Origin of the sequence: Magnetovibrio sp. (genome assembly GCF_036568125.1) — a bacterium.
GTDB lineage: Bacteria > Pseudomonadota > Alphaproteobacteria > Rhodospirillales > Magnetovibrionaceae > Magnetovibrio.
Genome location: NZ_DATCTF010000010.1, coordinates 50,342 through 70,459, shown reverse-complemented (window position 1 = coordinate 70,459; position 20,118 = coordinate 50,342). Strand labels below are relative to the sequence as shown.

Genomic DNA, 20,118 nt, shown 5'->3' with positions numbered 1-20,118 from the left:
GCCTCAGACGATGCAAGTGCCGACAGAGATGACAGCACCGATGATCACTCGACGGCGAGCGCTTTGTCCAACAAAGCCTTGCCACCGGGCACGCTCTTGGCGAACTCGGCGTAGGAGGTCTCGTTCGCGATTTTGCGCCAGGCGTCTGCCTGCTCAGCCGTCATGGAGACAACTTCGACACCGGCCTTGGAGAACGTATCGACCATCTTTTGATCGATTTCTTCGGCAGCCTTGGCGAAGAAGTCTTCCGCTTTTTGACCGGCGGCCATAAGGGCGGCCTGTTGGTCTTTGTTCAGTTTGCTGAAGGTCTTTTTCGACATCAAGATCGGCTCGTACATGAACCACAGAGCATGTGCGCCCGGCTCGGTCAGACATTTGACCTGTTCGTAAATGCGATACGAAACGAAGCTGCCGGAACTGGTGTTGGCCGCATCCAAAACGCCGGTTTGCATGGCGGTGTAGATTTCCGAGCTGGGCATGGACGCAATCGACGCGCCTGCGCCGACCAGCATCTGTTCAAACGCCTTGCCCGCCGCACGGGTCACTTGGCCCTTCATGGTATCGGGGCCGAGAATGCAGCTTTTCTTCGACGCGAAACCGCCCGCGAGCCACGTGTCGGACAACACCACGACGCCGGCCTTGTCGATGATGCTTTTGATGTCGGCCATGAACGGTGAATCGTTCAGGCGCGCGGCGTGAGCGTGGTTTTTCACCAATCCCGGCATCAACGTCGCGTCGAATTCAGGATGACGGCTGGCCGCATAGGACAGCGGAAATGCGGTGATGTCCAATTGTCCCTTAGTCAACGGCGCCCACTGTTCTTTGGGCTTATACAATGATTTCGACGGATAGATTTTAACGTCGAGACCGACATTGGCCTTGGCGACTTCGTCGGCGATGATCTGCACCATCTGGTGTCGAACGTCGGACGTGTTCCATTGGTGCGATGCTTTCAGCGTTTCCGCCCCGGCGCTTCCGGCCGTGGCGACGAAGGCAAAGGCAGCCGCCCCGGCCATGATGTTCTTATAGAAGGTCATTTGAGTTAGCTCCCCTGACGCTTTTCCCTGTTGGATTCTTTATGTTTGCAAGCAGTTTCCCCTCATGTTTTCGCCCCCAAAGCGCCATAAAACGAAGCAGATTGGGGACGAAAACGAGGAGGAGGTCTGCGTATTCGGCACAAAGCCTAGAACCCGATTGGATGCCTGTCAAACCAAATTGTATACAATTTCATGTTTCCCGGATGCGATATTGCTTGTAGTGTATTGCACGCAATGAACTACAATCAGCCCCGACCGGCCCTTAAACATCTGGACGCAGACGCGCCGTTGCACCATCAAAAGGTTCGGATCAGGGGGGAGAGACGATGTCGAGCAAACGCGCCAGCACGCTAAAGGAAACCTTGGAACAAGAGATCGTCACCGGTCAGCTTGCCCCCGGCACGCGTCTGGAAGAGATGGGCCTGGCGGATCGATTCGGCGTGTCGCGCACGCCGGTGCGCGAAGCGCTCAACCAATTGGCCTCCATCGGCTTGGTCGAAATGCGCCCCCGTCGCGGGGCGGTGGTCGCATCCTTCGGCCTTAAGCAAATGATGGAGATGTTCGAAGTCATGGCCGAATTGGAAGGCATGTGCGGACAACTCGCCGCCCGACGCATGAGCGGCGACGACCGTCAAAAGCTGAAAGACTGCCACGAGCAAGCCCGTAGCTTTGCCGAAACCGAAGATCACGACGGCTATTACGACGCCAACGTCTGCTTTCACGAAGCCATCTACCACGGCAGTCGCAACACGTTCTTGGCCGACCAGACCCGCCAACTGCGCAACCGCCTGGCCCCCTATCGCCGTTTACAATTGCGTCAACGCCAACGTCTGGCGGAATCGTTTAGCGAACACGGCGAAATTCTCGACGCCATTTTGGCCGGCGATGAAGCACGCGCCAAACAACTGCTCAGCGAGCACGTGACCGTGCAAAGCGGATCGTTCACCGACTTTATCGCCACGCTGCCGACCGACCTGGTTCGCTCCAGCGCTTAAACACCCATAATCAAAGATATTCGAGCATGACAAACGCCAACCTCTACGCCCTATTTCAAAAGCATTTCCCCACCGATCCCGACGCCCCCGCGCTGGTCAGCCCCGGCGGTGCGACGATCACGTACGCCGATCTAAACGCCATGTCGGCGGGCTATGCGGGGCTGCTGGCGAGCCTGGGCGTTGGCAAGGGCGAGCGCGTTGCCGTGCAGGTCGACAAATCGCCTCAAGCCGTGGCGCTCTATCTCGGATGCCTGCGCATCGGCGCGATTTATTTGCCACTCAACACCGCCTACACCGCCGCCGAAGTGGCCTATTTTGTCGGCGATGCCGAACCGGCCTTGCTGGTGTGCCGCCCGCAGTCGGAACAGGCGCTGCGCGACGTGGTCGCCGGTCCCAACGCACCACATGTGCGCACGCTCGATGAAAACGGCCAAGGATCGCTGAATACAGACGGTGTCCAACCAATCCATGACGTCGTCGACGTGACCGGCGACGACTTGGCCGCGATCTTGTACACGTCGGGCACCACCGGGAGGTCCAAGGGCGCGATGCTCAGCCATGACAACTTGGCCTCCAACGCCCTCGCTCTACATAAAATGTGGGGTTGGCGCGACGGCGACGTGTTGATCCACGCGCTGCCGATTTTTCACGTCCACGGCCTGTTCGTCGCGATCCATTGCGCGCTGATCAACGGTTCGAAAATGTGGTTCCTGCCCAAATTCGACGCCGATCAGGTGATTGAGCTGATGCCGCAATCCACCGTTCTGATGGGCGTACCGACGTTCTACACCCGATTGGTCGATCACCCCGGCCTGACCCGCGAGGCCGCCACCAACATGCGCCTGTTCGTCGCCGGGTCCGCACCGTTGCTGGCGGAAACATTTGGTGCATTCGAAACCAAAACAGGGCACCGCATCTTGGAACGGTACGGCATGACGGAAACCGGCATGATCACGTCCAACCCGTTGGACGGCGAGCGCCTGCCCGCCACGGTCGGCTATCCGCTGCCCGGCGTCCAGGTGCGCATCGCCGACGAGGACGGCAAAATTCTTGAAGCGGAAGAAATCGGGGTTCTGGAAGTCAAAGGCCCCAACGTCTTTAAAGGCTACTGGCGCATGGCGGAAAAAACCGCGTCTGAATTTCGCGCTGACGGCTGGTTCATCACCGGCGACGTGGCAAAGATGGCTGGGGATGGGCGCGTGTCCATCGTCGGGCGCGCCAAGGACATGATCATTTCCGGCGGCTACAACGTTTATCCCAAGGAAATTGAAACCGCCATCGACGCGTTGGACGGCGTCAAGGAAAGCGCCGTAATCGGCGTGCCGCATCCCGACTTCGGCGAAGCGGTGGTCGCGGTGATCGTCACCGAACAAGGCGCCACCATCGACGAGGCCCAAGTGCAGGCTGCGATCAAGAGCGATTTGGCGCGTTTCAAGCATCCCAAAAAGGTCTTCGTTGTCGAGGAACTACCGCGCAACACCATGGGCAAGGTGCAAAAGAACGTGCTGCGCGAGAGTTACAAGAGCACCTTTGCATAAATTGCCTACGTGCCTTAAGTGGCGACCGGCAAGCTCATGGTCAAAGTGGTGCCGCGGCCTGGCTCGCTTTCGATGCTCAACGTCCCGTCGTGGTCGTGAACCAGGTCGTAACTGATCCATAGCCCCAACCCGGTCCCCTCGCCAACCCCCTTGGTGGTGAAAAAAGGGTCGAAGACGTTGGGCAAATCGTTCGCGCTGATCCCACAGCCATTGTCCGATACGCTCATCACCGCATAGCCGTTTTCCTGACGCACCAAGATCTTGACGTTCGGCTCGGCCACGTCGGCCACCGCGTCCAAGGCATTGTCCACAAGATTGACGACCACCTGATGGATGCGTCCGGCGTGGCCGACGACCTCTAACGACTGCGGTACGTCCAGCTTCACCTCGACCGGCTGCGGAGCTGAGCGCTTCACCCAACTGACCCCAGTTTGCACGATTTTCACCAAATCGAACGGCTCCGTCAGCTCCGCACCGTTGAACGACAGACGGCGCAAGTTCTTAACGATATCGCGAACTCGGTCCGCGCCTTCCAGGGTGCCTTCGACCAACGGGTCGAGGTCTTCGAGAATGCGGTCGATTTTCAGTTCGCGGCGCAGCTTTTGCTGCTGCGCCCAATCGCCACCGCCTTCATTTACGGCCTCAAAATACGTTTTCAGGCGCGCTTTATATTTGTCCAGACTATGAATATTGCCGTTGATGAAACTGATGGGGTTGTTGAGCTCGTGCGCCACGCCCGCGACCAAACGCCCCAGACTGGCAAGCTTTTCCGACTGCACCAATCGCTGCTGCGCGCGCACCAAGTCGGCGTGAGCCTTGTTGAGCGCTTGGTAGGCCCGGCGCAACTCCCCCATGGGGCGGCCGATGATGACGATGCCGACTGGGCGGCCTTGATGGTCGATGCGCACCGACGCGTTCATCGACACCGGATCCGTGCCCATCTCGTCGAGACGCGATTTCAAGCGCACTTCGCAGTAAGCCGTCCCATTGGGCGACCGTGACGCGCCGATGTTTTCGAACCGGCAACTGCCCGGATCGACCACCAGATCGACCAACTTCTTGCCCACCAAGTCTTGCGCTGTAAACCCGGTCAAGTCTTCGGTGGCGCGGTTGATTTGTTCGACGTACTGATCGCGGTCGCAGACGATGAGAATTTCCGACATCGAACTGATGACGCTGTCGATGAACTGGTGGGTTTCTTCCAGCTCGGTGTTTTTGCGTTCCAAATCGATGTCATATTGGATCAGGTCTGAATAGACCTCTTCCATCTTGGCGATCACCTCGACCCATGCGGTCTCTTGCAAACCGGTGAGGCCCAATTCGCCAAAGTCGCCCAGGGCGCTGCCGAGGCGGTCTTCTGCGCGGGTGGATTTTGGATCGTGTGAACTGGCCATATCGGCAATCCTAATCCCGCTCAATTGGGCCGGGCGAGGTCATAGCGCTGCAGCTTGCTGCGCAAACCGACACGCGACAGGCCGACCTCTTCGGCGATGCGCGAAATGTTGCCCTTGTGGCGCGCCAATGCGGCGCTGAGAATCTGACGCTCCAACATTTCCACCTGTTCACGCAGGCCGATCCCAGGAATCGGTTTCCAGTCCAGATCCAGTTCCACCATTTTGTCCAACATGGCTTCCAACGGTGCGCTTGAGGTCATGCGTTCGGACAACGCCTCTACCCCAAGGACCGGGCCGTCGGCCAGGGCCACCATGCGCTGGATTTCATTTTGCATCTCGCGCACGTTTCCGGGCCAAGGATGATGTTGAAAAGCGCTCATCACTTCGGGGGCAAACCGTTGCGCCGGACTGTCGAATTGACGCGCGATGGATTTAAGCGCGTTTTCCGCCAACAACGGAATGTCTACCGGACGCTCCCGCAACGGCGGCAAATTGATGGGAAACGCCGATAAGCGGTAATAGAGGTCTTCGCGAAAGCGCTTGGCGCGGATTTCCTTTTCCAAAACCCGATTGGTCGCTGTGATGACGCGCACATCGACCTTGCGCATGCGTTGCGAGCCCAACGGGCGAAACTCCCCATCTTGCAGGACGCGCAACAATTTGACCTGAAACGCGGGCGAGGTCTCGCCGATTTCGTCCAAGAAGATGGTTCCGCCATCGGCCTTTTCGAACAAGCCGATGCGATCCTCGTAGGCCCCCGTATAGGCCCCTTTCTTACAGCCGAACAGTTCGCTTTCGAGCAACTCGTCGGGCAGTGCGCCGCAGTTTTCGGCGACGAACGATTTGTCGGCGCGCCCGGAATTGTAGTGGATTGCGCGCGCCAAAATCTCCTTGCCGGTACCGCTTTCGCCGGTGATCAAAACCGAGATATCCACCACCGCACCCTTTGCCGCCAAATCCAACACGCCTCGCATGGGACTGTTGGGGGCGTGAATGATGTTGGAAAAATCAAAGCACTTTTTCAGCCGTGTTTTGCTTTCGCGCAGACGCTTTTCGACGAACGCGGCGGACTGTTTGATTTCCAAGGCCGCATTGGCATTGTCTTGTTGCAAGTCCACCAGTTGGATGGCGTCACGCACGGTTTCCAGCAATTCACCCGGGTCCCACGGTTTGGTGATGTAGCGATAGATACCCGCCGTGTTGAGCCCGGCGATGATGTCTTCGGAGTCCGTATAGCCGGAAATGATCATGCGCACGGCGTCGGGCCACTTTTCGCGCGCTTGGGTAAGGAACGCCACCCCGGTCATGCCCGGCATGCGCTGATCGCACAAAATCAAATGCACCGATTCGCTTTGCAGAATGGTTTCGGCATCTTCGGCACTGCTGGCGCACAGAACCTGATAGTCGTCTTCCAAAACCCGCCTGAGCGTTTCTTGGGAACGAACCTCGTCGTCGATGACCAAAATGATCGGTTGCTGCGTCATGCTTAGACCCCACCCCGTCCTAGCAGATACGCGGCAGTTGTTCGCCCGCCAGCCAGTCGACCATGCGGGTGCCGCCCAGTCCCGTCTTCATGCGCACGAAGCAGCGTGCGTCTTGCAACACCTCGCCGACAATGGCGGCGTCTTTTCCTTTGGGGTGGGCCTGCATCGCCGCCAGCAGCGCGTCGGCTTTCTCCGCGGGACAGATGGCGATGAGTTTGCCTTCGTTGGCGACATAGAGCGGATCGAGGCCCAACAGTTCGCACGCGCTTTTGACTTCCGGGCGCACCGGGATGGCGCTTTCGTGCAATTCGATGCCAACGCCCGACTGGTGGGCTATTTCGTTCAGCGTCGCCGCCAATCCGCCACGGGTCGGATCGCGCAGCACATGGATGTCAGGCACCGCGTCGATCATCGCGCCGACCAAATCGCCAAGCGACTGACTATCGGATTCGATCGCGGTGGTGAAGCTCAGGTTTTCGCGTTTGCTCATCACCGCCACGCCGTGATCGCCGAGCGTGCCGTTGACCAAGATCTTGTCGCCGGGTTGGGCCAGATCACCGCAGATCTCGATGCCGTCTCGCGCCACGCCGACGCCGGCGGTATTGATGAAGATGCCGTCGCCATGGCCGCGTTCGACCACCTTGGTATCGCCGGTGACGATGCTGACCCCGGCTTCCTTCGCGGCCTCGGCCATGGATTTGACGATCTCAGCCAGATCGGAAAGCGGGAAGCCTTCTTCGATGATGAAGCCCGCGGTCAGGTAATAGGGCTTGGCCCCGGCCATCGAAATGTCGTTGACGGTGCCGTGCACGGCCAGCGAGCCGATGTTGCCGCCGGGAAAAAACAGCGGCGAGATGACGAAGCTGTCGGTGCTCATCACCACCCGGCCGGGCGGCAAACGGAACATCGCCGCGTCATGTTCACGGTTGAGAAGTTCGTTGTTGAATTCACCAACGAACAAATCTTCGATCAACTGCGCCATGGCGCGGCCGCCCGCGCCATGGCTCATATCGACGCGACCGTTTTTCAGATCCAAGGGACGCCCACCGGGCTTGTTACCCCGTGGTTTTTGGGGTGGGTTTTGAGGGGCGTTCATGCGCTTTCCTCCAACTCAAGTTCGGTGCGGAATCGTCCGTAGGTCCAGTGCGCGGCGCACGCGCCCTCACTTGAGACCATGCACGCGCCCATCGGATTGTCGGGCGTGCACGAGGTGCCGAACAACGCACAATCCACCGGGTTTTTTTCGCCGCGCAAAATCGGCCCGCATTCGCACAGCTTGTTTTCCTTCGGGCTCGGCACCTCGACGCGAAAGCGCAGCTCAGCATTGAACTCAGAAAACTCGGACCGGATCTTCAGCGCGCTCAGCGGCACCGAGCCGAGGCCGCGCCAGGAAAATTCATCGCGCACCTCGAACACTTCATCGACCAAGGCCTGGGCCTTGACGTTGCCTTCAGGCGTCACCGCACGGGCGTATTCGTTTTCCACATCTGCGCGCCCATCATTGGCTTGGCGGATCAATTGCAAGATCGATTGCATCACGTCCAGAGGCTCGAACCCGGCGATGACCACGGGTTTTTTGTAATCCGTGGTGAACTCTTCATAAGGTTGGGTGCCGATCACCGCGCTGACGTGGGCGGGGCCGACGAAGCCGTCCAGCACCACGTTTGGCGCCCCCTCGGGCGTGTGCGCACCCAAAATCGCGCGCATCGCCGCCGGAGTCAGAACGTGATTGCAATAGACCGAAAAATTCTTTAGCCCCAGCTTTTGCGCCTGCTTGATGGCGACGGCGGTCGGCGGCGTGGTGGTTTCGAATCCGATGGCGAAAAACACCACTTCGCGTTCGGGATTGTCCTGGGCGATCTTCAGCGCGTCCATGGTCGAATAGACCATCCGCACATCCGCGCCCTTTGACCGGGCCTTGATCAGGCTTTCGTACTTGGTGCCCGGCACCCGCATCAGATCGGCATAGGTGCACAAGATCACATCGTGTTGGGTGGCCAGCGCCACCGCTTCGTCGACGCGGCCCACCGGCAACACACACACCGGACAGCCGGGGCCGTGGATCATCTTGACGTTATTGGGCAAAAGGTCCTCGACACCGTACCGCGCCAAGGCATGCGTGTGACCGCCGCAAAATTCCATGAACTTATAAATGCGCTCCGGTTCGGCCTCGGCCTTGATGGCGGCGGACAGGCCCTTAGCCAGTTCGGCGTCGCGAAATTCTTCGACGTACTTCATGCCACCGCCCCTTCCGCCAACGCGGCAGCGCCCATTTCGGCGAACAGCTTCAAAGTTTTTTGCGCCTCGTCGGGGTCCAGCTTGGCCAGCGCATAGCCGACATGCAAGATGACGTAATCGCCCAGTTCGACGCCATCGAGCAAGTCGAGCGAGGCTTCCTTGATCACGCCTTCCAATTCGACCTCGGCCATACCGTCATCACGAAGAGCGACCACTTTTGCCGGAATTGCATGACACATTGGTTTGTTCCTTTTTAAGCGGTCTTTTTCGCGGCGCTGACGGCGGCCCTGCGGTTTTCGATCCAGTCGTACCAATCCTGCAGCCCCTCGCCGGTCAACGCGGACAACTGCACGACTTCGATGTCCGGATTGATCCGCCGGGCGTATTCAATGCACTTTTCGACGCTGAACGGGACGTAGGGCAGCAGATCGGATTTGTTGAGGATCATCAGATCCGAAGCGTGGAACATATCGGGGTACTTGAGCGGTTTGTCCTCCCCCTCGGTCACCGACAAAATCACCACCTTGGCCGCTTCGCCCAAATCGAACGCGGCGGGACAAACCAAGTTGCCGACATTTTCGATGAACAGCACACCACCGCTTTCCAAGCCCGCACCCTGCCCACTCAGGCTATCGACGGCGCGCCCAACCATGTGCGCGTCCAAATGGCAACCTTTGCCGGTGTTGACCTGCACCGCAGGTACGCCTGCATCGCGGATCCGGTCTGCGTCCAGCGCGGTCTGCTGGTCGCCCTCGACCACCGCGACGGGCATGGTTTTCAGTAGATCGGCGGCGGACCGCGCCAGCAGCGTGGTCTTTCCCGACCCCGGCGACGACACCAGATTCAACGCCAACACGCCCATGTCGACAAAACGCGCACGATTATGCGATGCGAGATGATCGTTCTTGCCCAAGATATCTTGTTCGATCTGGACGATGCGCGCTTGGCTTATGCCTGGCACATGTGCGCCGCCGATGCCCTTGCCATAGTGCAGATCGCCCGCTGCATCGACGTGTTCGTGGCTGTGATCATGACTGTGGTCGTGATGCTGATCGTGATCGTGATGCTGATGATCGTGCCCATGATCATGGAGATGATCGTGGTCGTGATGAGGATGGTGATGATCGTTGTGGTCGTGGGTGTGGTTGGGGCTGTGGGCATTGCGCTCCCCCTCGACCTTCACATCGTCTTTACCGCATCCACAAACCGTACACATGGCTTTCCTCCCTGGAACCGCGCACCTTAAACGGCGCGCCTTATTGTGTACCTTTTGGCAATATCCATGCCACAGACAAAACGCCAAGACTTAAAAAAAGACCACCTGAAATCAGGCGCTTACGCGCTGCCCCTCTTCGTCGAACTGTAAAGTTTATATCCGATATGAAAACATACTTTCCATCATTTGGGCAGTGAATTTTTAGTGAACCGTACACACCATGCACGGATCGAACGAGCGCACCACGTGTTGCACCGATGCCGGGGTTGGCTCGTCATCGTCCACCGGCGTGTTTTGCAAAGCAAACTCCAACGGACCGGGTTGACCGTGCTTGTCACGCGGTGAGAAGTTCCACGTGGTGGGAGCGATAATCTGGTAGTGCTGAATCAAGCCATTTTCCACCCGCAGCCAATGGCCGAGACTGCCGCGCGCAGCTTCCACCAAGCCGACGCCGATGCCGCTGGTTTGATCCGCCCCCCCGGTTTCGACACACACCGACGCATGGGCTTGCAAACGTGCCGCCCAATCTTCCATGGCCAGCACGATGCGCGCGCTTTCCAACAGTCTGGCGATGACCCGCGCAAACACATTGGCCGGACCCTTTCCGATCAAATCGCGAATCAACGGCTGATCTGCGATAAGTTGGCGCGCCACTGCGCCGACTTCGACCGGGCGTCCCTCAACCCGTGGGGCTTTGCACCAAGTGTAAGCGTCGACGCGATCCGCGTAAGGCAAGGTTTCACCATCAAGCGGATGCGCCACGTCACCCATCAGCCATGCATGGCTGGGGTCTTCACTGAACACATTGGGATCCAGCGCTAGTGGCGCGCCGCCATCCATGATCCCAGGGGCGAACAGTGCACCGCCCTCGCCGTGATAGGCGCCGAAGCTCATGAACCGATCGTAACCCAGACCAAGGTTTTCCAAGCTCAAATCCCTTGCCACGGCACCGAATAGACCAAAGTCGCCCGCTGCCGCCAGCGACGCCTCGATGGCGTCGTCCAGCGCAGGGCGCCGATCCAGTTCGACGATGCGTTCCAACGTTGTGCCAAAAACCGTGTTTTGTAAAAAGTCCCGCACGTCGGCGAGGATCGAACGCAGATGCATCAGCTCTCCGTCGTCGGGCGCATGGGTCAAGCCGCCTGGCTGCACGGCCAAGGTGTGCGGCCATTTACCCGCCAAGATGCCGGTCACATGCAACAACCGCGCACGCGCAACCAGCCACGCCTGCGCCCCCAAGCCCGTCTTCGCGGCAAAGCGGCGCTCGACCTCGGCGAACCACGGCTTGTTGGAATAGACCGGGCGGGCGAAGTCGGGCATGAAAAAAAGATAAAAATGCGTCAGGTGATCGGCGAGGTTTTCCGCGCCGTGAATTAGGTTGATGCCCAACTGGCCATTGGGGGCGGGCTTGATGGCAAATGCGTCGGCCAGCGCCGCAACCGTCGCCACCGATTGCGATACCGAGCAAATGCCGCAGATCCGCGGGGTGATGGAAATGGCGTCCAGCGCCGGCCGGCCCAATAAAATTTGTTCAAATCCGCGATACAAGGACGCATTGACGCGGGCTTCGCGCACAACGCCACCGTCGATGTCCAGGGTGATTTCCAGATCGCCTTCGACGCGGTTGAAAGGACCGATGATGCGTCTCGTCATGCGCTCCCCTTAGCTTTCGTTTTCACGAGCAGGCGGAACCACCACATGGTCGGATGCTGCATTGTTCAGCACCCGTTTGGGCGTGGCTGATTTCGACAGCGCCGCCAAAGCCATGAACCACGCCTTGGGCATATCAACCGGCAGCCCTACGGGAATGCCCGCACGCTTGGACGTTTCCTGAAAACTGCCTTTCGGCGTCTCAAATCCCGGCGAGGTGCACGCGATGCATGGGAATCCCGCGTCGGGGCACCCACCCTTAGCGCCGTTCCACGAACGCAGATTGCAATCGCCCACCGCCTGGGTCGCCTTGCACCCCATATTTTCCATCATGCAGCCCAATTGAGAAAACTGCGAGGCGCTGGCCTTAAACTCGTAATACTCGTTCCGTGAACAGCCGTGATGGGCCAAATGGTCGGCGAAAAAGCGCGGCCGCGCACGTACGTCCAGCCGTTCACGCGTCAACCGTCCGGCAGCCAGCAAGCTCAGCGTTTCAGTGATCCAATCGGGATGCGGCGCACAGCCCGCGACGTTGATCACCGGCATTCCTTCCTTGGACACGAATTCACGCCCCAACAAGCCGCCCGCCGCGTCGCCTTCGTATTGCAGGCCGCAAGCGTCTGTGGGATTGCCGCCCGCCATCGGCAACCCGCCAAACGCCGAACATGTACCGACCGCGATCACGTAGCGCGCCTGCTGAGCCAGATCTTTGATCCACGCGGCCATCGACCGCTCTGTCCCCGGCATCATTTGAAATTTACCGCTACCGTGGGGGCCGCGCAAAACCGACCCCTCGACGCACAACGCATCGACCACAACCTTGCCATCGAGCACGTTTTGTAAGATCGCAACGGCTTCTTGTCCGCTCTCCAAACTCAAAGCCGGATGCCACAGCACGTTGACGTCAAATGGCTTCAACGCCGCAAGCATGCCGCGGTCTTGCGCCGTCAGCGCCGCCATGGTGCAGCCGCCGCAGCTACCCGCCTGAAGCCAGAGAATATTGAACGTCACGGTTTTGCCCTTCGTTATGGCTCAAAACTGTAACCGCCCCTGCGTCCAAAAGAAAGAGACCGGATTGCAGCTGGGATCACCGCATCCGGTCCAAGTTGGGCGTTGTGACAGATAACACCGAGAGTTAAGAGCAGTGGATGGGTATCAAAAAGCCTCAGCCCATACCGTTTGCGGCGCGGGCTTTTTTAAACACGACATAACCGGCCCCCAGACACACGGCCACGGCGAGCGCGATGAGGTGGTCAGCCTGGGTCAATTGATGGATCACCCAGGCGCCGGCACCGCCGTCCAAGGCTGCGGGTTCGTGTGCAAAGGCGGAGGGCGTAATCAATGCCAAGCCGCAAGCGACATATGCGGCGAATAAGGTGCGCTTCATAGGTTAGGTCTCCTCTGATGATGGGATGCGCCGTCCACGCAGCAACTCGCGACGACTGATGGGTTGTTGTGTCTTGGGTGTCGTTGCCTCTGGTTCGGCGACCGCGCTCAACAACGGCGTTCCGCGATCATCGTCGCTCGGGTCGGCTTCGATCATCATCAGACGCATCACCTCTTCACCGATCAGACGCGCGGTGTCTTGATCCTGCACGTCGCCGACCGGCGACATCAACGAACACGACTGGATAAAGCCAAAGTCCTCCAAGTCGCCGTGAACGAAGTCGTAGCGCCCAGCGGGAAATACGTACTGCACCTTGTCGCCGTGACGGTACACGGACCAGTCGGTGTCGGCCCCTGGCACCAACACCAAGTTGATGAACCACGGAGAAATGATGACGCCGAGGCGGTCGCCGTGCCAATCGCAAAAGCCCACAGCTTCGACCTGCAAGGCGTCGTTGCGAAACGGCAGATCCTGCATGCGTTCGAGATCAATGCGACGATAAATGGCGACGATGCGCGCAATATCGTCTTCAGCGTCCGCATGCTGACGCTCGCCGCTCAGCGGCATAAACGACGACATCTTCGCGTCGCAGGTCGGGCACTGCCAATGGGCGGGCAAATCGTGAAACGCCACCCCGGGTTCGATTTGCCACACATCATCACCGACAGCGGGGTCATAAACATACCAGCACACGCCGCATTCCATGCGTCCCGGCGCGGTTTCGTTGTCTTCAGCAAGGATTGGCGCGGTCGACGTCATTACAAATATGCCTCGATGATTTCCAAAATCCGTTCAGCGCTATCGTGAAAATCTTCTTTGGATGCCCGGACAACAGCCGGAATGTCGCCGATTTCCAAGGTATCCAAGATGATCTTGTCCATGGAATTGAAATACTGCACCGACCACACATGCGGCCATCGCGTCGAGCACACCCGGCATGCACCGTAACCGGTCGACACCAGATCAATATGCCCCGCACCCAAGGTGTCGCGCAACACGTCCATATCCTGCTGGCTCATCGGCAACAGGGTGAAATTGATGATGTGGTTTTCACGGTTTGATTGATAGCTGAGCGCACGGTCGCGAATTTCCGCCAGGACCGGTAACGCATTCATGGTATCTTTGGCGTCTTCGGGAATAACCATGTTGGCATCCACGGTTTCGCTTGCTGGCAAGCGCAGCACCAACGGTACGTCCGCGATGATGACGACTTCCGGTTCATCCGAACGCGATAGGTTTTTGACCCGCCACAGCCCCGGAAAGATACTTTCTTGAATGTTCAACGGTTGCGGCTCGCTCATGTGACCGGACACCTCGCCCCGCCCCAGCACCTCGCCGATCAGTTCACGCGATTTTTCATCGAACTCATTCAAGCTAAAGCTCACCGATGCACCGTCGCTGGCTTGGCTCGCCATGATGCCGGCGATTTCCCGCAGTTTTTCGATTCCCGCCGTCGCGTCGCGCGCCAATTCCTCGGCGCGCGCCAGACGCAAGGCATTGTCCGTAGCATGGACGTCCAAGACATCCAGCCCGTTGCCATTGATGGACGGAATGTTCAGTTCCACGCCTTCGTCCTGGTCCCATTCGAACATTTTCATGCGTCGGCGCTCCTGTTTGTATCAACGGGAAGTAGTTCCGCGAGTTTGAATTCGTATTCCGCCCAATCCTTGATGCGCGGCACCAGGCCTTTGATATCACCGTCGCGCACGAACGCCACGGTGGGCTTAACCAACACCCCGTATTCAGCCGACAACGCCTCTTCATCCTCGGCGTTGACGACGGCGATTTGCAGAGATCCGTTTCGGCCCTTGACCAGTTCAGGTAAGATCACCGCCAAGTCTGCGGTTTCGGGACGTTTACCGACCTCGCCGGGAAAAAATACCAACCAATCGCCGTTGGAAACGATTGCAGCCAACTCAGCGGGGCCGAACACGCCCGCCGCGGTGCGTTCGATCAAACGATCGATGGATGAGGATGCGGTGATCATGCTGCGTTTTCCTTTTGACTTGGTTGAGCGCGGTGCGCTTCGGGAAGTTCCGGTTCGCGATCGATCAGATCCGCAAACAAGTGCTCGAAACTGTCGCCGTGCAACACGGCGTTGAGCGCTTGCAGTGCATCGGAAATTTGGTCGGCTTCGTCCTCATCGAGGATGCGCATGGCGTTGTCCAAGTGCACCAGCACCCAATCGCCCACTTGTGGCTTATCCAGCAACAGCGTCACCACGTCGCGAAACCCGCCATCTCGATCCTGGCAGTCGGCACGGCCGTCGCCCACCGTCACGATGCGCATAGGAATACCGAGACACATAACCTTACGCCCCCCCCGCCGTTTCAAGGGGGTGCTCGGCTTCGTATGCGCCGATGCCCAGATCGTGAACCAACAGACCTTCGCCTTCAGCCAGTGGAACGGTACGTTCCGTCACCTCGACGCCCCAGTCACGCAGTTGCTTGACTGCGATGTCCAGCGCTTGGTCGATTTTCGATTTGACCAAGTCGGTGAGCGAGCCGCCCCAATCTTCCAAATCCAATGCCTGCACGCCGATCAACGTCAGTTCGTTTGGATAATGACCGGTGAAGTCAGCGGCCGAGAGCACTTCCTGAAAGCCGGTTTGGTGCAGGCTCATTTTTTTCGCGCCAGTAAACTTGGGCACCTCATCGCCGGTAACGACGATCATCTCGCCGGGATCGAGACCGTAATCAACCGCATCGAAGACCAGCAGATTGTCCGCCTCTTGGACAAACTGCACCAAATAAAGGCCCTGGGTGCCGCCATCCATAATCACCACATCGTCCGAGGTCTGGTAGCGGCGATGAAATTCTTCCACCGCCCGCACACCGAAACCTTCATCGGCCCAAAGGATGTTGCCGATGCCGAGCACCAGGGTGTTGCCATTGCTCATCACACCCTCTCAATCACGGTTGTCTTTGAACATGCGATCACCGCTGATCATGGTCGAGATCAGGCTTTGACGCGACATGATGTCTTCGCGGATCGCCGCATAGACGTGAACGATGACGAACACCACGAACACCCACATCCCCATCCGGTGCCATGCGTGCAGCGACAAGGTGTTGGGGAAGATGTCGTAGACCCAGCCGAACAGGGTCGCCTGCCAACTGCCGATGCCCATGCCTTCGCCGTACAGCGCAAAGCCGGTGCCGATCATGAACAGCGTCATCAAGGTGATGCAAAAGAACATGAAGAACTGCGCCAGCGGATTGTGGCCGACATATTTTTTGGGTTCTTTTTCCATGAACAGGTACCACCGGAACTCAAAGAACAGTTCGCTCCAATAGTCCGCGCGCCAAAACGGAATGAACAAGATCTGCCGGGAATGGTGGTTGCCCACCACCGCCCAGTAGAGCCGCCCCAAAAAGCCGATGGCGAAGACATACGCCGCCGTAAAATGGGCGAAGCGAATATACCCCATCACGAAGTGATCGCTGGCCTCGCCACCGCCCACGCTGGGCAGCGGATTGCCGATGAAGTAACCCGACACCGCCAGCACCACGATGCTGAGCGCATTGATCCAGTGCCACAGCCGCACGGGCAGTTCGTAGACATAAACGGAGGTGGAGGGATCGATCGTTCCCGGTTTCACATCCATATTCATGGTCTTGCCTCCCCTTGGCTGATCAGCGGACTTTGACGTCGGCCATTTCCTGACCGTCCGGCGACATCACGTGGGTGGAACACGCCAAGCACGGATCGAAACTGTGCAGGGTGCGGATAATTTCCAGCGGTTGCTCGGGATCGGCCATCGGCGTGTCCATCAACGAAGCTTCGAACGCACCGATGTTGCCTTCGCCGTCACGCGGCGAGCCGTTCCATGTGGTCGGCACGATGCACTGGTAGCTTTTGATCTTGCCGCCTTCGATTTCCACCCAGTGACCCAACGCGCCGCGCGGCGCTTCGGTAAAACCCGCACCCCGTGCCGACTTGGGCCAAGCCGCCGGGTCCCACTTGGCCGTGTTGGCGGTGGAGCTGTCGCCGGCTTTGATGTTGGCGATCATCTTGTCGAAGAAATAACGCATCTTGTGCGCCGCCCACTGGCATTCCAGACCGCGCGCGGCGGTCCGTCCCAGGGTTGAGAACAAGGCCGTGACCGGCACGTCCAGTTTGGACAGAACCGCTTCGACCGGTTCCTTGAATTCGGGATTGCCTTGCGCGTAGCCGATGATGTAGCGCGACAATGGCCCCACTTCCATGGCATGACCGCGCCAACGCGGGGCCTTGATCCACGAGTACTTACCAGCTTCGTCCAATTCTTCAATTTTTTTGGCGTCGCCTTTGGCGTTGGGCCCCAGAACGAAGTTCGGTTTGGTTTGCCCCTCGAACGGATGCAGACCCTTTGCACCGCCTTCGTATGAATACCAAGAATGATCGACGTGCTCTTGAACCTGTTCGGGATCGAACAGATCGACCTCGTGCACCTTCGACAGATCGCCGTTGATGATGGCGCCGCGCGGCAGCATCAGGTTGGCCGCCGAATAGTCGTTGGCGTGATCGGGTATGTCGCCATACGACAGCACGTTGGTGCTCGAAAGCCCGCCGCCGTAGAGCCAGTCTTTATAGAAACTGGCCACGGCCAACAGATCGGGAATGTAGACCTGCTCGGTGAACTCGATGCAGCGATCGATGATCGACGACACCAGGTTCAAGCGTTCCATATTGATCGCGCCGACGGAGCCTTCCCCGTCCAGGTTGATGGCACAGGGCACGCCGCCGACCAGCCAATTCGGGTGCGGGTTCTTGCCGCCGAAGATGGCGTGGATTTTGACGATCTCCTTTTGGAAGTCGAGCGCCTCCAAATAGTGCGCCACCGCCATCAGGTTCGCTTCCGCCGGAAGCTTGTAGGCCGGGTGCCCCCAGTAGGCGTTTTTGAACGGCCCCAACTGTCCACTTTCGACGAACTTTTTCAGTCGCGTCTGGATGTCCTTGAAATACCCCGGCGACGACAGCGGCCACTTGGAAATGGACTGCGCCAGTTCCGATGTCGCCTTGGGGTCGGCGTTCAGCGCCGAAACCACATCGACCCAGTCGAGTGCGTGCAGATGATAGAAGTGCACCAGATGGTCGTGAACCTGCAACGTCAGCTGCATGATGTTGCGGATCGAGTTTGCGTTTTCCGGAATGTCGATGTTCAACGCATTTTCCACCGCACGCACCGAGGTCAACGCGTGGGTGCCGGTGCACACCCCGCAGATACGCTGGGTAAAGGCCCAGGCATCGCGCGGGTCGCGGCCTTGCAAGATCAGCTCCAACCCGCGCCACATGGTGCCGGTGGACACAGCGTTGCGGATCACGTTGTTGTCGTCGAGATTCACCTCGACACGCAGGTGCCCTTCGATGCGGGTCACCGGATCGACCACCACGCGGCGGCCGGAGTTATCGAGATTGAACCCGTTGGGTGTAGTCGTCGCCATGAGTTATGTCCTCCCCTGACCGTCAGTTTTCGCCATCGCCGGAACCCTTTTGCTGCGCTCTCTTCACGAGGCTCAATGCAGCATGGGCAGCGGCGGCGACACCGACAGTCGCGGCGGCAGCGCCACCGATTGTGTCTGCGTTTTCTTCAATGCCGAATGCGTTGACGGTGTTGGCGCGCTCGTAAAAACCGCCCTTGTCCCAAAAGCCGTCTTCCGAACAACCGATACAGCCGTGACCCGATTGGATCGGAAAGGACACGCCTTCGTTCCAGCGTGTGGTCGAACACGCGTTGTAGGTGGTCGGGCCCTTGCAGCCCATTTTGTAAAGGCAGTAGCCTTTGCGCGCCTGCTCATCGTCCCAGGTCTCAACGAATTGACCGGCATCGAAATGCGAACGGCGATAGCACTTGTCGTGAATGCGTTGGGAATAGAACATTTTCGGACGGCCTTGGCGGTCCAGTTCGGGCATGCGTTCGAACGTCAACAGATAGGTCACCACGCCGGTCATGACCTCGGCGATGGGCGGGCAGCCCGGCACCTTGATGATCGGTTTGTCCTTGATGACCTTATGCACCGGGGTCGCACCGGTGGGGTTTGGTTTGGCCGCCTGCACACAGCCCCAAGACGCGCAAGAGCCCCATGAAATGATCGCCTGGGCGTCTTCGGCCATGTATTTGAGCTTATCGACAAACGGCACGCCGCCCGGCATGCAGTATACGCCGCCGTCATTGAGCGGCGGATTGCCTTCGACCGCCAAGATATAGCGGCCTTTGTATTTCTCTTTGACCTCTTCCAAGATCGCTTCGGCCTGATGCCCGGCCGCCGCCATGATGGTGTCGTCGTAATCGAGCGAGATCATCGAAAGCACCACGTCCTTGACCAGAGGATGGGCGGAACGGATGAAGCTTTCCGAACAGCAGGTGCATTCCAGACCGTGCAGCCACAGCACCGGAATGCGCGGCTTGGTTTCCATCGCGTTGGCGATCTTGGACGCAAACGCAGGCCCAAGGCCGAGGGATGCCGCCGTCAGGCTGCAAAATTTCAAAAAATTCCGGCGTGAAATACCCTGACGCCTGATCACGTCATAGAAGGTCTCTGTTGCCTCCCCCATCGTCATCTCCCTTGTGAATGATTGGTACGGTTTGCACGGCTTCGCCGTTCTTAACCGGACCTATCAGCAAGGGGTGTGCCAGTCGCATTCGCGACGGGGAGACGCCCGCTAACCAATTGATTTAATACAATGTATTTCTTGCCATTTTGTGATTTACGGAAACATTGTGGGAAACAGATCTACCACAGTGTCAAGCATGCTTGCATCCCGTTGCGATGCGCTTCGCCATGCTGACGCCGCCAGCAAGCCGACTTTACGCGTAGATGTTCATATATTTCATGCAAATGACCCGCAGACAGGACGAAATGTTTTTGTCGTTCGCCACCAGGCACTGATCGTGGATGCGCATGATCAATTGCGGCAAGGTCAGTTTCATACGATCCGACATTTCTTCAAGCACGGTCCAAAAGACCTTTTCAAGACGAATCGTGGTGCTGTGCCCATGGATTCGAAACCCGCGTTTTTCGGGGATGAATTCGTTCACCTGATCGGTTGAACAGGCATTGAACATGTGTCCCAGAAAGTTTTCCGGTTCGATTTCGATAAAAATTGACATGTCCTGGCACCTTTTTATTGGGGGGTGAACGGCTGATATCCGGGAGATCGCCCCCTATTTTGCGATCTTGGCCGCACGCATATCCA

Annotated in this window: 21 protein-coding genes; 2 read left to right on the top strand and 19 right to left on the bottom strand. The window is 58.5% G+C overall.

The window, feature by feature from the left end; translation table 11 throughout:
* Positions 1 to 44: 44 nt before the first annotated feature.
* The gene (dctP, locus tag VIN96_RS05075) at positions 45 to 1,037 is read right to left on the bottom strand and encodes a TRAP transporter substrate-binding protein DctP (RefSeq protein WP_331894390.1); all 993 of its coding nucleotides are present in this window, start codon (positions 1,035 to 1,037) and stop codon (positions 45 to 47) included.
* Between the two features lie 326 nt (positions 1,038 to 1,363).
* On the opposite strand from dctP, the gene VIN96_RS05070 reads away from it, so the two are divergent.
* Complete coding sequence (locus VIN96_RS05070) at positions 1,364 to 2,032, top strand: GntR family transcriptional regulator (RefSeq protein WP_331894389.1); 669 nt, start codon at positions 1,364 to 1,366, stop codon at positions 2,030 to 2,032.
* Positions 2,033 to 2,058: 26 nt separating this feature from the next.
* Positions 2,059 to 3,570, top strand: a complete 1,512-nt coding sequence (locus tag VIN96_RS05065; protein WP_331894387.1) for a malonyl-CoA synthase — start codon at positions 2,059 to 2,061, stop codon at positions 3,568 to 3,570.
* Between the two features lie 14 nt (positions 3,571 to 3,584).
* Here VIN96_RS05065 and VIN96_RS05060 read toward each other — a convergent pair whose 3' ends face one another.
* The 18 genes from VIN96_RS05060 to VIN96_RS04975 form a co-directional block, all read right to left on the bottom strand.
* Positions 3,585 to 4,964, bottom strand: coding sequence for a PAS domain-containing sensor histidine kinase (locus VIN96_RS05060; protein ID WP_331894386.1), 1,380 nt, complete (start codon positions 4,962 to 4,964; stop codon positions 3,585 to 3,587).
* A 20-nt stretch (positions 4,965 to 4,984) separates the two neighbouring features.
* On the bottom strand, positions 4,985 to 6,448 hold the full coding sequence (locus VIN96_RS05055) for a sigma-54 dependent transcriptional regulator (protein WP_331894384.1): 1,464 nt from the start codon (positions 6,446 to 6,448) through the stop codon (positions 4,985 to 4,987).
* 19 nt (positions 6,449 to 6,467) lie between these two features.
* Complete coding sequence (hypE, locus tag VIN96_RS05050; RefSeq protein ID WP_331894382.1) at positions 6,468 to 7,544, bottom strand: hydrogenase expression/formation protein HypE; 1,077 nt, start codon at positions 7,542 to 7,544, stop codon at positions 6,468 to 6,470.
* Positions 7,541 to 8,686 carry a hydrogenase formation protein HypD gene (gene hypD / locus VIN96_RS05045; protein WP_331894380.1) on the bottom strand — a complete coding sequence of 382 codons (1,146 nt, stop codon included), beginning with the start codon at positions 8,684 to 8,686 and terminating at the stop codon, positions 7,541 to 7,543. Before hypD ends, hypE begins: the two co-directional genes overlap by 4 nt.
* Entirely contained in the window at positions 8,683 to 8,925 is a 243-nt protein-coding gene (locus VIN96_RS05040; protein ID WP_331894378.1) for a HypC/HybG/HupF family hydrogenase formation chaperone, read from the bottom strand. Before VIN96_RS05040 ends, hypD begins: the two co-directional genes overlap by 4 nt.
* Positions 8,926 to 8,939: 14 nt before the next feature.
* Positions 8,940 to 9,902 carry a hydrogenase nickel incorporation protein HypB gene (gene hypB, locus VIN96_RS05035; RefSeq protein WP_331894376.1) on the bottom strand — a complete coding sequence of 321 codons (963 nt, stop codon included), beginning with the start codon at positions 9,900 to 9,902 and terminating at the stop codon, positions 8,940 to 8,942.
* A gap of 201 nt (positions 9,903 to 10,103) precedes the next feature.
* A complete protein-coding gene (locus VIN96_RS05030) occupies positions 10,104 to 11,555 on the bottom strand; it encodes a nickel-dependent hydrogenase large subunit (RefSeq protein ID WP_331894374.1) in 1,452 nt (483 codons plus the stop codon).
* Positions 11,556 to 11,564: 9 nt separating this feature from the next.
* Positions 11,565 to 12,563: a HupU protein gene (locus tag VIN96_RS05025; RefSeq protein WP_331894372.1), complete on the bottom strand. Its 999-nt coding sequence runs from the start codon at positions 12,561 to 12,563 to the stop codon at positions 11,565 to 11,567.
* A 154-nt stretch (positions 12,564 to 12,717) separates the two neighbouring features.
* The gene (locus VIN96_RS05020) at positions 12,718 to 12,939 is read right to left on the bottom strand and encodes a hypothetical protein (RefSeq protein WP_331894370.1); all 222 of its coding nucleotides are present in this window, start codon (positions 12,937 to 12,939) and stop codon (positions 12,718 to 12,720) included.
* A gap of 3 nt (positions 12,940 to 12,942) precedes the next feature.
* Positions 12,943 to 13,698: a [NiFe]-hydrogenase assembly chaperone HybE gene (locus tag VIN96_RS05015; protein WP_331894368.1), complete on the bottom strand. Its 756-nt coding sequence runs from the start codon at positions 13,696 to 13,698 to the stop codon at positions 12,943 to 12,945.
* The gene (locus VIN96_RS05010) at positions 13,698 to 14,537 is read right to left on the bottom strand and encodes a hydrogenase expression/formation protein (protein ID WP_331894366.1); all 840 of its coding nucleotides are present in this window, start codon (positions 14,535 to 14,537) and stop codon (positions 13,698 to 13,700) included. Before VIN96_RS05010 ends, VIN96_RS05015 begins: the two co-directional genes overlap by 1 nt.
* On the bottom strand, positions 14,534 to 14,926 hold the full coding sequence (locus VIN96_RS05005) for a hypothetical protein (RefSeq protein WP_331894364.1): 393 nt from the start codon (positions 14,924 to 14,926) through the stop codon (positions 14,534 to 14,536). Before VIN96_RS05005 ends, VIN96_RS05010 begins: the two co-directional genes overlap by 4 nt.
* On the bottom strand, positions 14,923 to 15,246 hold the full coding sequence (locus VIN96_RS05000; RefSeq protein WP_331894362.1) for a HypC/HybG/HupF family hydrogenase formation chaperone: 324 nt from the start codon (positions 15,244 to 15,246) through the stop codon (positions 14,923 to 14,925). Before VIN96_RS05000 ends, VIN96_RS05005 begins: the two co-directional genes overlap by 4 nt.
* Before the next feature lie 4 nt (positions 15,247 to 15,250).
* Positions 15,251 to 15,838 carry a HyaD/HybD family hydrogenase maturation endopeptidase gene (locus tag VIN96_RS04995; RefSeq protein WP_331894360.1) on the bottom strand — a complete coding sequence of 196 codons (588 nt, stop codon included), beginning with the start codon at positions 15,836 to 15,838 and terminating at the stop codon, positions 15,251 to 15,253.
* A gap of 9 nt (positions 15,839 to 15,847) precedes the next feature.
* Entirely contained in the window at positions 15,848 to 16,552 is a 705-nt protein-coding gene (cybH, locus tag VIN96_RS04990; protein ID WP_331894359.1) for a Ni/Fe-hydrogenase, b-type cytochrome subunit, read from the bottom strand.
* A gap of 22 nt (positions 16,553 to 16,574) precedes the next feature.
* On the bottom strand, positions 16,575 to 18,365 hold the full coding sequence (locus VIN96_RS04985) for a nickel-dependent hydrogenase large subunit (protein WP_331894358.1): 1,791 nt from the start codon (positions 18,363 to 18,365) through the stop codon (positions 16,575 to 16,577).
* A 22-nt stretch (positions 18,366 to 18,387) separates the two neighbouring features.
* Positions 18,388 to 19,476 carry a hydrogenase small subunit gene (locus tag VIN96_RS04980; RefSeq protein WP_331894357.1) on the bottom strand — a complete coding sequence of 363 codons (1,089 nt, stop codon included), beginning with the start codon at positions 19,474 to 19,476 and terminating at the stop codon, positions 18,388 to 18,390.
* A gap of 253 nt (positions 19,477 to 19,729) precedes the next feature.
* A complete protein-coding gene (locus VIN96_RS04975; protein ID WP_331894356.1) occupies positions 19,730 to 20,032 on the bottom strand; it encodes a ribbon-helix-helix domain-containing protein in 303 nt (100 codons plus the stop codon).
* Positions 20,033 to 20,118: the final 86 nt, after the last annotated feature.